15 protein-coding genes and 1 riboswitch are annotated in these 14,693 nt (G+C 68.1%); of the genes, 13 read left to right on the top strand and 2 right to left on the bottom strand.

Going from position 1 to position 14,693, the window contains the following annotated elements; translation table 11 throughout:
* The coding region (locus J8847_RS22965) for a hypothetical protein (protein WP_211527004.1) at positions 1 to 231 on the bottom strand (231 nt) is incomplete at its 3' end.
* 2 nt (positions 232 to 233) lie between these two features.
* Between J8847_RS22965 and cobT the strand changes: the two genes are divergently transcribed.
* The 13 genes from cobT (at position 234) to J8847_RS22900 (ending at position 13,248) form a co-directional block, all read left to right on the top strand.
* The gene (gene cobT, locus J8847_RS22960; RefSeq protein WP_211527003.1) at positions 234 to 1,268 is read left to right on the top strand and encodes a nicotinate-nucleotide--dimethylbenzimidazole phosphoribosyltransferase; all 1,035 of its coding nucleotides are present in this window, start codon (positions 234 to 236) and stop codon (positions 1,266 to 1,268) included.
* Complete coding sequence (locus J8847_RS22955) at positions 1,269 to 2,048, top strand: adenosylcobinamide-GDP ribazoletransferase (RefSeq protein WP_211527002.1); 780 nt, start codon at positions 1,269 to 1,271, stop codon at positions 2,046 to 2,048. It begins immediately after the preceding gene.
* A 1-nt stretch (position 2,049) separates the two neighbouring features.
* A complete protein-coding gene (locus tag J8847_RS22950; RefSeq protein WP_211527001.1) occupies positions 2,050 to 2,589 on the top strand; it encodes a histidine phosphatase family protein in 540 nt (179 codons plus the stop codon).
* A 7-nt stretch (positions 2,590 to 2,596) separates the two neighbouring features.
* Positions 2,597 to 2,819: riboswitch (cobalamin riboswitch) on the top strand.
* Positions 2,820 to 2,884: 65 nt separating this feature from the next.
* Positions 2,885 to 4,711 (top strand): TonB-dependent receptor domain-containing protein, encoded by a 1,827-nt coding sequence (locus J8847_RS22945; protein WP_211527000.1) that lies wholly within the window; start codon positions 2,885 to 2,887, stop codon positions 4,709 to 4,711.
* A 23-nt stretch (positions 4,712 to 4,734) separates the two neighbouring features.
* The gene (locus J8847_RS22940) at positions 4,735 to 5,757 is read left to right on the top strand and encodes an iron ABC transporter permease (RefSeq protein WP_211526999.1); all 1,023 of its coding nucleotides are present in this window, start codon (positions 4,735 to 4,737) and stop codon (positions 5,755 to 5,757) included.
* Between the two features lie 2 nt (positions 5,758 to 5,759).
* Positions 5,760 to 6,533 carry an ABC transporter ATP-binding protein gene (locus tag J8847_RS22935; protein ID WP_211526998.1) on the top strand — a complete coding sequence of 258 codons (774 nt, stop codon included), beginning with the start codon at positions 5,760 to 5,762 and terminating at the stop codon, positions 6,531 to 6,533.
* On the top strand, positions 6,530 to 7,156 hold the full coding sequence (gene cobO / locus J8847_RS22930; protein ID WP_211526997.1) for a cob(I)yrinic acid a,c-diamide adenosyltransferase: 627 nt from the start codon (positions 6,530 to 6,532) through the stop codon (positions 7,154 to 7,156). Before J8847_RS22935 ends, cobO begins: the two co-directional genes overlap by 4 nt.
* Complete coding sequence (locus tag J8847_RS22925; RefSeq protein WP_211526996.1) at positions 7,156 to 8,469, top strand: cobyrinate a,c-diamide synthase; 1,314 nt, start codon at positions 7,156 to 7,158, stop codon at positions 8,467 to 8,469. The genes cobO and J8847_RS22925 overlap by 1 nt, the downstream gene beginning before the upstream one ends.
* Positions 8,466 to 9,026 carry a bifunctional adenosylcobinamide kinase/adenosylcobinamide-phosphate guanylyltransferase gene (gene cobU, locus J8847_RS22920; protein ID WP_211526995.1) on the top strand — a complete coding sequence of 187 codons (561 nt, stop codon included), beginning with the start codon at positions 8,466 to 8,468 and terminating at the stop codon, positions 9,024 to 9,026. Before J8847_RS22925 ends, cobU begins: the two co-directional genes overlap by 4 nt.
* Complete coding sequence (cbiB, locus tag J8847_RS22915) at positions 9,020 to 9,955, top strand: adenosylcobinamide-phosphate synthase CbiB (protein ID WP_211526994.1); 936 nt, start codon at positions 9,020 to 9,022, stop codon at positions 9,953 to 9,955. The genes cobU and cbiB overlap by 7 nt, the downstream gene beginning before the upstream one ends.
* Positions 9,948 to 10,928 carry a threonine-phosphate decarboxylase CobD gene (cobD, locus tag J8847_RS22910; RefSeq protein WP_211526993.1) on the top strand — a complete coding sequence of 327 codons (981 nt, stop codon included), beginning with the start codon at positions 9,948 to 9,950 and terminating at the stop codon, positions 10,926 to 10,928. Before cbiB ends, cobD begins: the two co-directional genes overlap by 8 nt.
* A complete protein-coding gene (locus J8847_RS22905) occupies positions 10,925 to 11,797 on the top strand; it encodes a cobalamin-binding protein (RefSeq protein WP_211526992.1) in 873 nt (290 codons plus the stop codon). The genes cobD and J8847_RS22905 overlap by 4 nt, the downstream gene beginning before the upstream one ends.
* A complete protein-coding gene (locus tag J8847_RS22900) occupies positions 11,794 to 13,248 on the top strand; it encodes a cobyric acid synthase (protein WP_211526991.1) in 1,455 nt (484 codons plus the stop codon). The genes J8847_RS22905 and J8847_RS22900 overlap by 4 nt, the downstream gene beginning before the upstream one ends.
* Before the next feature lie 8 nt (positions 13,249 to 13,256).
* Here J8847_RS22900 and J8847_RS22895 read toward each other — a convergent pair whose 3' ends face one another.
* A complete protein-coding gene (locus J8847_RS22895; RefSeq protein ID WP_211526990.1) occupies positions 13,257 to 14,561 on the bottom strand; it encodes a metallophosphoesterase in 1,305 nt (434 codons plus the stop codon).
* Positions 14,562 to 14,693: the final 132 nt, after the last annotated feature.

Genomic DNA, 14,693 nt, shown 5'->3' with positions numbered 1-14,693 from the left:
TGTTCTGTACTGCTTGCTCGTTCGACGAAGCGTTGTGTTCGTCAGCAGCAGAGAAGCGAGATTATGCGGTGTTTTGCGATGTTCGTCAACTTCTTTTCTTCCACCCCGTCGCCTGGATCGCTTTGCAGCGCTGTCCGCGTCGGGGAGCGAGACTATAGCAAAGCGCCGCCGTACTTGCAACGCTTGCGATTGTGATATCGTTGCCGCCGCCTTTTTGATCTTCTCATCCATTCATGCAGATCCCGACCATCTCCCCTATTCATGATGCGGCCCTGGCGCAGGCACTGAGCGACGCCATCAATAACAAGACCAAGCCGCTTGGCAGCCTTGGCCGCCTCGAAACCCTGGCCGCGCAACTGGGACTGATCCAGCGCTCGACCGACGTTCGCATCGATCAGCCGGCGATCATCGTGTTCGCCGGCGACCACGGCGTCGTGGCGGAAGGCGTATCCGCCTTCCCGCAAGACGTGACCTGGCAGATGGTGGAGAACTTCCTGGCGAACGGCGCCGCTATTAATGTCTTCGCCCGCCAGAACGGCGCCGCGCTGCACGTCGTCGATGCGGGCGTGAACCACGCGTTCGGCCAGCGCCCCGGCCTGATCGACAGGAAGGTGGCGAACGGTACCCGCAACTTCGCCAGGGAAGCCGCGATGACGCCACAGGAATGCGCCACCGCGCTCGAACACGGCATGACCCTGGTGCGTGACCTGCCAGGCAACGTGGTCGGCTTCGGCGAAATGGGTATTGGGAACACGACTGCCGCCGCGGCCCTCATGCACAAGCTCACCGGCGTGCCGCTGTCGCGCTGCGTCGGCGCAGGCACTGGTCTCTCCGCGGAAGGCATCCAGCGCAAGGAACAAGTCATCGCCGCAGCGGCGGCCCTGCACGCAGGCGTGAACGATCCGCTCGACGTGCTGGCCACTTTCGGCGGCTTCGAGATCGCCATGATGGCCGGCGCCATGCTGAAGGCGGCCGAGATGCGCAAGGTGCTGCTGATCGACGGCTTCATCGTCACCAGCGCCCTGCTGGTCGCCGCGCGCCTGCAGCCGTCCATTCTCGACTACTGTGTGTTCTCGCACTGCTCCGGCGAACACGGGCACGCGCTGATGCTGGAGCAGCTCGGCGCCAAGCCGCTGCTGGACCTGGGGCTGCGCCTGGGCGAAGGCACCGGCAGTGCGCTCGCCCTGCCGCTGCTGCATGCGGCCGCCAACTTCCTGAGCCAGATGGCGACCTTCGCCTCGGCCCAGGTCAGCGAGCGTTCCGCTTAAATGCACCAGCTGCGCCTGTTCTTCATCGCACTGCAGTTCTTCACCCGGCTGCCGATCCCACGCTGGGTCGGCTTCGAAGCCGCGTGGCTGAACCATGCGTCCCGCTACTTCCCGCTGGTCGGGCTGGTCGTGGGCGCCATCGCCGCCGCGGTATATGCGGCGGCGGCCCTGGTCCTGCCCGCGCCGGTGGCGGCCGTGCTCTCGACCGCAGCGACGATCTATATCACCGGCGCTTTCCACGAAGACGGCTTCGCCGACACCTGCGATGGCCTGGGCGGAGGCATGACGCGCGAGCGCGCGCTGGAAATCATGAAGGACTCGCGCGTCGGCGCCTATGGCGCGATCGGCGTCGTGTGCATGCTGCTCGCAAAATGCACGGCCCTGGCGACGCTGCCGCCGGCCAGCGCCATCGCTGCCCTGCTGCTGGCCCATCCGCTCTCGCGCCTGGCCGCGACCTCGCTCATCTGGACCATGGAATACGCGCGCGCCGAAGGCAAGGCCAAGCCGCTCGCCGAGCGCATGAGCGCCGGCGAATTCGCCATCGCCACCGCGACCGTGCTCCTGCCCGCCGCTGCGCTCGTCCTCAACGGCGCGCTCAGTGCGGTCGCCTGCGCCGGCGCCGTGCTGGCGGCAAGCCTCGCCGCGCTCTGGCTGGCCCGCAAATTCGAGCGCCGCCTCGGCGGCTATACCGGCGACTGCCTGGGTGCGGTCCAGCAGCTGTCGGAAGTCGCGATCTACCTCGCCGTGCTGGCCACGCTCGGCCAGGGCGCGCTAGCCTGACATGCGGCTCTACCTCGTGCGCCATCCGCAGCCGGTGGTGGCGCCCGGCCTGTGTTACGGCAGCACGGACCTGCCGGCCCTCGATGCCGGAATCGACAGCGCGCTCGACACGCTGTCGGGACTTGGCCTGTCCGACTTGCCCGTGTATTCAAGCCCGCTGCTGCGCTGCGCCGCACTGGCTCGCCGACTCTCGCCCGCCCCCGTATTCGATGCGCGCCTGGCCGAGATGAACTTCGGCGCCTGGGAGATGCGCAGCTGGGACGACATCCCGCGCGCCGAGGTCGACGCCTGGACGGCCGACCTGCTCTACTACCGCCCCGGCGGCGGCGAAAGCGTCATGGATGTCGCCGCACGCGTCGCTGCTTTCCACGACGAGATCCGCAACGAAGGCATCGAGCAGGCGCTCGTCATCTGCCACGCCGGCGCCATGCGCCTGCTGGCTTCTCTCCACCTCGGCGGCAGCATCGAAGAGGCCGCGCTGCGGGCCGCGCAAGCCCCTCACCGCATCGCCTACGGCGAGCTGCTCGTGCTAAAGAGGTAACAAAACCGTATAATGACGCCGTTTTGGTGCTCGCGCCTGTGTCCACAGGCGCAGTTAAACGGGAAACACGAAGCCTTTCTACAAGGCCAACGTGTGCTGCCCCCGCAACGGTAAGCAAGTGCCGCATTCGATGCGGCGAACCGTCTTCCTCGACCACTGTGCGTTCGCATGGGAAGGTCCGACGGCCACACTTGCCAGCCCGGATACCGGCCAAAAGGTGGGAACGCGTTCGCGCATTCCTGTTCAATCTGGCCCACGGGGACGTCGGCTGGTTGTCCATTGATAGAAACTGTTCATGAACTTTCCTGTAACACGGCAAGCGGCCGCAGTGTCGTTTGCGCTCGCCATTCTTTCGTCTTCCGCTTTCGCCAACGCACCTGCCTTCGACACCGTCGTCGTCACCGCCACCCGCACGCCGCAAAAGGCCGACGACGTCATCGCCGACACCACGGTCATCCACGCCGAAGAGATCACGCGTTCGGGCGCCGGCTCGGTGGCCGACATCCTGCAGCGCCAGCGCGGCATCGAGATCACCCGCAACGGCAGCGCCGGCGCAGCCACCAGCATCTTCCTGCGCGGCGCCAACAGCAACCAGGTGGTGGTCCTGCTCGACGGCGTGCGCGTCGGCTCCGCAAGCACCGGCGCGGCGAGCTGGAACGCGGTGCCGCTGGGCGCCATCGATCGCATCGAGATCGTCTACGGCCCGCTCAGCACCCTGTACGGCGCGGACGCCATCGGCGGTGTGATCCAGATCTTCACCCGCAAGGGCGAAGGCACACCCGTGGCCAGCGCTTCCGCCGGCGCCGGCAGCAACGGCACCCGCCAGCTCGACGCCAGCACCGCCGGCGGCCTGCATGCATTCAGCTACGCCATCGGCGCGGGCTACGAGGAATCCGACGGCTTCTCGGCCACCCGCCCGGGCGCCTTCGGCTTCAACCCCGACGAAGACGGCTACCGCCGCCGCAACCTGAATGGCCGCATGAGCTATACCGTCGCGCCGGGCCACGAGATCGGCGCCCAGCTCCTGGTCAGCCGTTTGCGCGCCCAGTACGACAGCGGCGCCGGCAGCTTCGACACCCACAGCGACCAGGACCTGGACACCGCCGCCCTGTTCATGAGCAACCAGATCCTGCCGAACTGGCGCAGCACCGTGCAGTTCGCGCGCTCGGAAGACAAGCAGCGCAGCGTCAGCAGCGCCGCGGCCACCGGCACCAGCCGGATCGACACCGTGCAGGACGAGTTCAGCTGGCAGAACACGGTCGCACTGGGCCCGGACACGCTGCAGCTGCTGTACAGCCACCGCAAGGAAGAGGTGCCGACGATGCAGCGCAACCGCATCACCAATGCCTATGGGGCGGTGTACTCGGCCAGGCGCGGCAGCCACCTGTTCGATGCGAGCGCGCGCCAGGACCGCTCTTCAGTGTACGGCAACAAGCACACCGGCGCAGCCGGCTACGGCTACGACTTCGGCAACGGCCTGCGCGCCAGCGCCAGCGTCGGCACCAGCTTCCGCGCGCCAACCTTCAACGAGCTGTTCTATCCAGGCTACGGCCTGGAAACCAACCAGCCCGAGAAAGGCCGCAACCACGAACTGGGCCTGCGCTACGCCGGCGGCCGCGTCGAGCTGGACGCGCGCTACTACCGCAATCGCCTGAGCGACATGATCGTCTCGGCCACGCCCTGCCCGTCCCGCGCCGGCAGCTGCGCCTACAACGTCAACGAAGCCCTGTTGGAAGGCGTGAGCGTCGGCGGCAGCACGCGCATCGCCGGCATCAACCTGCGCGGCAGCCTGGATTGGCAGGATCCACGCGACGAAACCACCGGCAAGCGCCTGGCGCGCCGCGCGAAACGGCATGCGAGCTTCGCCGCCGACTACACGGCCGGCACCGTGAAGGCCGGCGCCGAGTGGCAGCTCTCCAGCGGCCGCTTCGACGATGCAGCCAACCTGCGTCCGCTGGGTGGCTATGGCCTGCTCAACCTGTACACTACTTGGCAATTCACCCCGGAACTGTCGCTGCTGGTCAGGCTCAACAACGTCGCGGACAAGCACTACGAGCTCGCGCGTAACTACGGCACCAGCGGCCGCACCTGGTTCGCGGCCCTGCGCTACGGCATGCGCTGACGGGGACAACACAGAGACCTAGCATGCATCCACCCATCCGTCCGCTGCGCCAGCGCGCCCTGCTCATTATCGCCGTCCTGATGGCGGGCGCCGTCGCGAGCCTCCTGTTCGCCGGCATGACCGGGTCGATCCAGGTGCCGCTGGCGGAACTGCCCGAGGCGCTGCGCCAGCTCGCGCATGGCCGCGCCGAGTCGCTGCCTGCCTCGCTGCTGGAACTGCGCGCCGGCCGCGCCCTGACGGCCTTCGTTACCGGCGGCGCGCTGGCCCTGGCGGGGGTGATGATGCAGGCCCTGCTGCGCAATCCGCTGGCCGATCCCTACGTGCTCGGCATCTCGTCCGGCGCGGCGGTGGGCGCGCTGGCGGCGCTGATGATGATGGCCACGGCGGTCATCGTGGACGGCGCGGCCCTGCTGGGCGCGGTGACGGTCTCGATGCTGCTCTACCTGCTGGCCCGGCGCGACCTGCGCGGCGGGCTGGCGGCCGAGGGCGGCGCTTCGATGCTGCTGCTGACCGGCGTGATCCTGTCGGCCCTGTGCAGCGCCCTCGTCACCCTGATGCTGTCGATCGCACCGGAAGGCCGCCTGCGCAGCATGGTGTTCTGGCTCATCGGCGACCTGGCCGGCGCGCCGCTGCGCCTGACGCCCTGGCTGGTGCTGGGCGGCGCGCTGGTGTATGCGATGCGCAGCGCGCGCGCCATGAACGTGGTGGCCCTGCATGCGGAAGCCGCATCGACCCTGGGCGTGCGCGTGGGCGCGCTGCGCAAGGGCCTGTTCTTCGTGTCCGGCCTGCTGACCGCGAGCGCGGTGACCAGCGCCGGCTCGGTGGGTTTTGTCGGATTGATCATTCCGCACGCCTGCCGTTTCGCCTTCGGCCCGGACCACCGCGTGCTCATCCCCGCCGCGGTGCTGACCGGCGGCAGCTTCCTGGTGTTGTGCGATACCCTCGCCCGCACCGTGCTGGCGCCGCAGCAGCTGCCGGTAGGCGCCATCACGGCGCTCATCGGCGCACCGGTCTTCCTCTACCAGCTTCACCGGCTCAGGAAGTGATCATGCTCCGGACCCAAGACCTCCTCCTCAAGGCCGGCAGCCGCACCCTGATCCAGGGGCTGAGCTGGCACGTGGCTCCCGGCGAATGCTGGAGCATCATCGGCCGCAACGGCGCCGGCAAGAGTACCTTGCTGCGCACGCTCGCCGGGCTGCACCGTGCGGACGCGGGAACGGTGAGCATCCGCGGCCGCGAACTATCGGCCTGGAACCCTGCCGAGCTGGCGCGCGAACGCGCTTTCCTGGCCCAGTCGCGCCATGACGCCTTCGCCTACAGCGTAATCGAAACCGTGCTGTCGGCGCGCCATCCCTATCACGCCAACCGCTACTGGGAAGGCAGCGACGACCACCACGCCGCGATGCAGGCCCTGGACGCCATGGAAGTGGCCGACCTGGCCGCGCGCGATGTACGCACCCTGTCCGGGGGCGAGCGCCAGCGCGTGGCCATCGCCGCCATGCTGGCGCAAGAGACGCCGCTGCTGCTGCTCGACGAGCCGGCCAACGCACTCGACCTGGCGCACCAGGTCAGCACCATGGCCCTGTTGTCCCGCTTGTGCAGGGAGCAGGGCAAGACCGTGGTCATGATCGGCCACGACCTCAACCTGGCGCACCGCATCTCCAGCCACGCGCTGCTGCTCATGGGCGACGGACGCTGGCAGGCCGGCGCCGTCGACGCGGCCATGCAGCCGGCGCTGCTGAGCGACTACCTCGGCCATCCGATCGAGATGCTCGAGCATGGCGGCCGCCGCATTTTCATTCCCATCGAGGCAAGCCTATGAACGACATGACCCCAGACGAGATTTCCGCACTCAACGAGCGCCACCGCGCGCGCATGGAGCGCAAGAAGGCGGTCATCGACGCCAAGATCGCGGCGGCCGACAAGGAAATCGGCATCCTGATCGTCAATACCGGCAACGGCAAGGGCAAGAGCTCGAGCGCCTTCGGCATGGTGGCGCGTGCGCTCGGCCACGGCATGAAGGTGGGCGTGGTCCAGTTCATCAAGGGCGCCATGTCGACCGGCGAGGAACTCTTCCTGCGCCGCTTTCCCGGCGAGGTCAGCTTCCACGCGATGGGCGAAGGCTATACCTGGGAAACCCAGGACCGCGAGCGCGATATCGCCAAGGCCAACGAAGCCTGGGAGCAGGCCAGGCGCTTCCTCTCCGACCCGAGCTATGGCATGGTGGTGCTGGACGAACTGAATATCGCATTGAAATACCGTTACCTGGACGTGCACACCGTGATCGCCGACCTGCTCGACCGTCCCACGATGCAGCACGTGGTGGTGACGGGACGCGCCGCCCCGCCCGAGCTGGTGGCGGTGGCCGATACCGTGACCGAGATGAACGTGGTCAAGCACGCCTTCAAGGCGGGCATTGCGGCGCAAGCCGGAACGGAGTGGTGATGAGTCATTACCGAAACCCGCATCCTGGAGCACGCGTGGTCCTGGTCGCGGCCATGGCTTCCGGCCAGGGCAAGACGACGGTGACGGCCGCGCTGGCGCGGCGCCTGGTCCGCATGGGCAAGCGGGTACGCGTGTTCAAGTGCGGGCCCGATTTCATCGACCCGTTGCTGCTGGAGCGCGCCTGCGGCTCGCCGGTCTATAACCTGGACCTGTGGATGGTCGGCGTGGACGAGTGCCGCCGCCGGCTGGGAGAAGCGGCGCGCGAGGCGGACGCGATCCTGGTCGAAGGCGTGATGGGCCTGTACGATGGCTCGCCCTCGGCGGCCGACCTGGCGCGCGAATTCGGCATTCCCGTGCTGGCCGTGCTCGACGCTTCGGCCATGGCCCAGACCGCGGGCGCGGTGGCGCAGGGCTTGCGCGACTATGGTCCGGTGCAGATGGCCGGCGTGGTCGCCAACCGCATCGCCAGTCCCGGCCATGCGGCAATGGTCAAGGCCTCGCTGCGCGACATCCCGCTGATCGGTTCCCTGCCGCGCCAGGACAAGCGCCTGCCGGAACGGCATCTGGGCCTGGTGGTGCCGGGCGAGGTCGAGAAGGTGGAAGAGCTGCTCGACGCCATGGCCGACCAGATCGAGTTCGACGACACGGCCTGGGACGCGCTGCCGCTCCTGCCCCCGACGCCCGTGCAGCCTGCATCCCAGGCTCTTCGGCCGCTGGCTGGGCGCACCATCGCCATCGCACGCGACGCCGCTTTCGTATTCGTCTACCCGGCCAATGCCGAGCTTCTGCAGCAGATGGGCGCGCGGCTGGTCTATTTCGCGCCGCTCGACGACGAGCCGGTCCCGCGCGACGCCGACGCGGTCTACCTGCCGGGCGGCTACCCCGAACTGCACTGTCCCGCGCTGCAGGCGGCGAAGCAGTGGCGTGCCTCGCTTCGCGACGCCCAGGCGCGCGGCGTGCCGATCGTCGCCGAATGCGGCGGCATGATGGCGATCGCCGACGGCCTGACCGACAAGCAGGGGCAGCGCTGGCAAATGGCCGGCCTGCTCCCGGGCGAGGTGGTGATGCAGCCGCGCATCAGCGGATTGGGCCTGCATGCGATGCCGACCGCGCAAGGCGAACTGCGCGGCCATACCTTCCACTACTCGCTCATGCATTCCGATCTGCAGCCGCAGGGACACACGGTCAAGCAGAACGGCAGCCAGGGCGAAGCCATCTATCACCGCGGCGCGCTCACGGCGTCCTACTTCCACGCCTACTTCCCGTCCAACCCGGAGGCGGTGGCGGCGATGTTCCTGGGACAGGCGCGATGAGCTGCACCCTCTTCTTCGGCGGCGCGCGCTCCGGCAAGAGCCGGCTGGCCGAGCGCCTTGCGCAGGATTCGGGCAAGGAGGTCGTCTACGTGGCGACCGCGCGCGCCGGCGACGGCGAGATGGCGGTCCGCATCGCCCACCACCGCAGCCAGCGCCCCGGCCACTGGCATACCGTCGAGGAGGAGCTGGCGCTGGCCGGCGTGCTGCGCGAATGGTGCGCGCCGCAGCGGCTGGTGCTGGTCGATTGCCTGACGCTCTGGCTCAGCAACCTGATGTTCTCGGACGGCCGCGCCTATCCCGAGGTGGGCGAGGTGGCGCTGCCGCCGCGCTTTCATGAGGAGCGGGCCGCGCTGCTAAATGCGCTGGATGCGGGCCTGCCGGGCGACGTCGTCTTCGTGTCCAACGAAGTCGGCCTGGGTATCGTGCCCTGGGGCGCGGTGTCGCGCAGCTTTGTCGACGAGGCGGGACGCCTGAACCAGGCCGTGGCTGCGCGCGCGGACCGGGTGGTGTTCGTGGCGGCCGGCTTGCCGCTGGTGCTGAAGGGTGCGCAGTGCTGATCGGCTTGTCCCCGCTGTCGCTCGCCCTGCTCCTGGTGGCCGGCATCGTGCTCGACCTGCTGCTGGGCGAAGTACGGCGCTGGCATCCGCTGGTCGGATTCGGCCGGCTGGCCGCCTTCCTGGAGCAGCACCTGAACCGTGGCGGCGCGCGCCTGCTGCGCGGCGCTAGTGCATGGCTGCTCGCGGTGCTGCCGCTGAGCCTCTTGTTCGCCATGCTGGCCGACGCCGCCGGGCTGTGGCTGCATGCGGTCCTGCTGTATGTCTGCATCGGGCTGCGCAGCCTGCGCGACCACACGCTGCCGATCCACGCTGCACTGCGCGAAGGGGACCTGGCCGCGGCGCGCCTTCTAACCGCGCGCATCGTCAGCCGCGACACGGCCACGGCGAATGAACCCGACCTGGCCAAGGCCAGCGCCGAATCCCTGCTGGAGAACGGCAACGACGCCGTGTTCGGCACCCTGTTCTGGTTCGTCGTCGCCGGCGGACCGGGCGCAGTGCTGTTCCGGCTGGCGAACACGCTGGACGCCATGTGGGGCTACCGCAACGAGCGCTACAACCTGTTCGGCCGCTGCGCCGCGCGCGTGGACGACGTCCTGAACTACCTGCCGGCGCGCCTGACCGCGCTGTCCTACGTGCTGCTGGCCGGCGCCGGCCGTGCGCGCGCCTGGTGCTGCTGGCGTACGCAGGCGCCGATGTGGAGCAGTCCGAATGCCGGGCCGGTGATGGCCAGCGGCGCGGGCGCACTCGGCGTCTCGCTGGGCGGCGCTGCAAGCTATGACGGCGAAGTCGAGCAGCGTCCGCTACTCGGCGCGGGGCCGGCGGCATCGGCGGCCGACATCCTGCGTGCCTGGCGGCTGGTCTTGAAGACAACGCTGTTATGGACGGCTGTGGTGTGCGCGGCAGCGATCGGGGTGAGCGCGCATGCTTGAACACGGAGGCAATCTGCGCGACGCGGCGCGGCGCTTCGGGCGCAGCGACTGGATCGACCTGTCGACGGGCATCAATCCGCATGGCTATCCCATCCCCACCCTGGCGCCGGACGCCTGGCATCGCCTTCCGGAACCGGATGCGCGCCTGACCGATGCGGCCTGCACGTATTACTGCGCGCCGCAGCTCCTGCCGGTGGCCGGTACGCAAGCCGCGATCCAGGCATTACCGCGCCTGCGGCCGCCGTCGCGGGTGACCGTGTCGGCGCCCTCGTATGCGGAGCACGCCCATCACTGGGGCCTGCACGGCCACACGCGCCGGCTGGCGCCGTATGCGGACCTGGACCGGGCGGTGGACGACAGCGACGTGGTCGTGGTGGTCAATCCCAATAATCCAACCGGCGAGACGGTCCCGCCGGCGCTTCTGCTGGACTGGGCGGCGCGCCTTCGCGCACGCGGCGGCTGGCTGGTGGTGGACGAAGCCTTCGGCGATACCGCACCCACGCTCAGCGTCGCGGCGCATGCGGCGCAGCCCGGCCTGATCGTCCTGCGTTCGGTCGGCAAGTTCTTCGGCCTGGCCGGCTTGCGGCTGGGCTTTGTCGCGGCGCATGAGACGGTCCTCGCCGGCCTGGCCGGCTTGCTCGGTCCGTGGGCCGTTAGCGGTCCCGCGCAGGACATCGCCTTGCTGGCACTCGGCGACACGGCCTGGCAGCAGGAGACGCAGCGGCAGCTGGAGCGCGCGGGAGATCGCATGCGCGCGCTGCTGCAGGCGCATGGCATCGAATCGAATGGCACGCCGCTGTTCCAGTGGTGGCCGGAAGCGCATCCCGAAGCATTTCACGAACACATGGCGCGCCGCGGCATCTGGTGCCGGCTGTTCCGCGAAGCCGCGCGCGGCATCCGTCTCGGCCTGCCCTCCGGTGAGGAAGGCTGGCAACGCCTGGATCAGGCATTAAGCGAATGGAGCAAACGATGAGGAAGACGACGCTGCTGCTGGCCTGCGCGCTGGCGGTCCCGGCCCAGGCCGCAATCACGGTCAAGGACGATGCCGGCAGATCGGTCACGATCGCCAAGCCCGCCGAGCGCGTGATTTCGATGGCGCCGCACGTCACCGAGATGCTGTTCGCGGCGGGCGGCGGCAAGCGCATCGTCGGAGCGGTGAGCTATAGCGACTATCCGGAGGCGGCCAAGAGCATCCCGCGCATCGGATCGAACCGAGAGATCGACATCGAACGGGTGATCGCGCTCAAGCCCGACCTCATCGTCGCCTGGATGCACAACAGTTCCGAACGCCAGATCGAGATGGTCAAGCAGCTGGGCATCCCCATGTTCCAGAGCGACCCGCAAACCCTGGAGAACATCCCCGAGAATGTGGCGCGGCTCGGCCAGCTGATGGGCACCGGCGCGGAAGCCAGGGCCACCGCTTCCCAGCTGCGGCAGCAGCTTGCCAGCCTGCGCGCGCGCTACGCGAACCGGCCGCCGGTGCGCACCTTCTACCAGGTGTGGGACAAGCCGCTGTACACGCTCAGCGGCAAGCACATCGTCACCGACGCGCTGCGCCTGTGCGGCGGCGAGAACATCTTCGACAAGCTGGCGACGACGGCGCCGATGGTGTCGGTCGAAAGCGTGCTGCAGGCCGACCCGGAAGCGGTGATTGGCACGGCGGAGAAAAACTATGGCGGCGTGGGGCTGTGGGAGCCCTACCGGAGCATGCTCGCGGTGCGCAATAACAATCTGTTCACGCTCGACGGCGACCTGCTCAACCGCGCAGGTCCGCGCATGATCCTCGGCGCCGCCGCGCTGTGCGAAAAACTCGAGCTGGCGCGCCAGCACCGCGGCAAATGAGTAGCTTCCCCTACCAGACCCTGATGGTGCAGGGCACGACCTCGGACGCCGGCAAGAGCACGGTGGTGGCCGCCCTGTGCCGCCTGCTCAAGCGGCGCGGATGCAAGGTGGCGCCGTTCAAGCCGCAGAACATGGCGCTCAACAGCGCGGTCACGGCGGACGGCGGCGAGATCGGCCGGGCGCAGGCGCTGCAGGCGATCGCCGCCGGCGTCGAGGCGCACACGGACATGAACCCGGTACTGCTCAAGCCATCGAGCGACGTCGGCGCCCAGGTCATCATCCATGGCCGCGTGCGTGCGGAGATGAATGCGCGCGACTACCACCAGTACAAGACGGTGGCGATGGAAGCGGTGCTGGAATCGCACCGCCGCCTGTCGGCACAGTACGAAGCCATCATCGTCGAAGGCGCGGGCAGCCCGGCGGAGATCAACCTGCGCGACCGCGACATCGCCAACATGGGCTTCGCGGAAACGGTCGACTGCCCGGTGATCCTGGTGGCGGACATCGACCGCGGCGGCGTGTTCGCGCACCTGGTGGGCACGCTGTCCTGCCTGTCGGAGTCGGAGCGGCGGCGCATCGTCGGCTTCGTGATCAACCGCTTCCGGGGTGATATCTCCCTGCTCGAGCCGGGCCTGGAGTGGCTGGAAGAAAAGACCGGCAAACCGGTGCTGGGCGTGCTGCCCTACCTGCACGGTCTCTACCTGGATGCGGAAGATGCGGTGCAGCCGGCGCAGGCGGGACGCGGACAATTCCGCGTGGTGGTGCCCAGCCTGCCGCGCATGAGCAATCACACGGATTTCGATGCGCTGCGCGCGCATCCGGACGTCGACCTGCGCTTCGTGCGCGAAGGGGAAGCGATTCCCGGGGCGGACCTGATCGTTCTACCGGGGAGCAAGAACACGCGCGGCGACCTGGCGTGGCTCCGTCAGCAGGGATGGCCGGTGCAGCTGGCGCGGCACCTGCGCTATGGCGGGAAGGTGATCGGCATCTGCGGCGGTTTCCAGATGCTCGGGACTTCAGTGTCCGATCCGCACGGCCTCGAGGGAAAGCCTGGGACATCCGAAGGCCTCGGGCTGTTCGAGATGGATACCGTGCTGGCGCCGGAAAAGCGTCTGGCGCAAGTGAGCGGTTACTGTGCTTTTGGGGCTCGCCAGGATGCGCGCGTCGAGGGCTACGAGATACACATGGGTGTTTCAAGCGGCGCGGCCTTGGCGTCGCCCGCCTTCCTGATCGATGGGCGCAAGGAAGGCGCGGTGTCGCAGGATGGCCAGGTCCTGGGGACCTACTTGCATGGCCTGTTCGATCACCCGGACGCTTGCCACACCCTGCTGCAATGGGCGGGACTGCGCAGCGAGACGCGCGTGGACACGCATGTCCTGAGGGAGGCTAGCCTCGACCGGATCGCGGATGCGGCCGAGGACATGTTCAGGAACCTGGTTGCGCTGCGCTGAGGCGCGCTTCAGTAAGGATGGGGAATCCGCGTCTGCGCATAGCCGGAACTGATCAGGGCCGACAGCATCCGCCAATCGCCGGACTCGCTCACCGCAAACGCTCGCGTGCGGCGCGCACGCGATTCGTCCAGCTGGCGGGGGACGCCGGTCGATACGGCGCTGAGCCGGCCGTCTTCGATCAGCAAGGCTTCGGGCCGCGCGGTATTGCTGTTGACGTTGATGCCCCACACGCGGCCGTCGTAGAACGGAAGCACCCCGTCGACCTGGGTATGGCCGACCACGATGTGCTCCACGCCGAAGCGCTCCAGTACCTGCGCCACGTCGCGGTCGCTGGCCTTGGGATAGCGATCCTCGGCGGGTTCGAAATACCCGCGGTACTGGGTCAGGCCGGCCGGTCCCAGTGCGGCGTCGAGTTGCGCGCTTTGCGTGGCGGCGCCGCTCCAGTACTGGACCATGGCGCTGTTGATTTCTTCGAGGGACATGCCGGAGGCCGCAACCTGGGGGCTGATGCCGCCGTGAGTGATGAGGACCTTGCCGGCCTTGAGTGCCAGCGGCTGGCGGCGCAGCCATTGGCCGATGACGGTATCGCCAGCGAAAGCCTCGGCCTGGCCACCTAGCTCACCCAGCGCATACAGGTGCTCGTGATTGGCGCGCGAGATGATCCCGCGCAGCATGTACTGTTCATGGTTCCCCAACAGCACGTGGACGGCGCCGCCGGCGTCGCTCGCCTGTAGGCTCAGGCGATATAGCTTCCACAACACCGGAAACACATCACGTCCGCGGTCGACCGCGTCGCCGGCGATCACGAGGTGGTTGCGGCCGTACTGCCATTGTCCATTCGCATCCGTCACGCCGAGCGAGGTCAGGGCCTTGTCCAGGAAGGTGATGTTGCCTTCGATGTCGCTCAGGACGAGCATTTTCCCGGGTGGGTCGATGACGGCGCGGGACTCGGCCGGGATGCGGTTGACCGGGTAGACGCTGTGTTTTCCTGCGCAGTCGATGAACAGCTCGCTGTCCTTGCCGGTGCGGCTGAAGACACGGTCTTCGCAGAACCAGCTGGCGCTCCACTCGCCGCTTTCCGAGCGGCGCACGACCGGGCCGTCCAGGAAGCCGGGGATCCGCACGGCGTCGCCGGTGCCGGCATACGTGGGGAAGCCCGCATTGCCGACGCCGATCGGTATCAGCAGGCGCTTGTGGACGCCGTGCTCCGTGCGCTCGACGCGCGAGTTCGACAAGGCGATCGCGAACAGCACGACCAGCAAGAGGCCCACGCTCAGCAGGATGCGCAGCGTAATAGTACGAAATCGTTTCATCAGCCGTTTAGTCTTAGTTAAAACCACGGCAAGTGTAACGTTTGTGAAATCAGAAATCAGCAGCGGAAAGGCAAACCTGACAACTCTGCTAGCTCTCCGGCCACGGCACCACCGGCGCATTCACGAAGGCAG

It is taken from the genome of Massilia sp. AB1 (genome assembly GCF_018119385.1).
GTDB lineage: Bacteria > Pseudomonadota > Gammaproteobacteria > Burkholderiales > Burkholderiaceae_D > Telluria.
The sequence above is the reverse complement of the archived record's forward strand: the minus strand, read 5'-3'. Positions and strand labels throughout refer to the sequence as shown.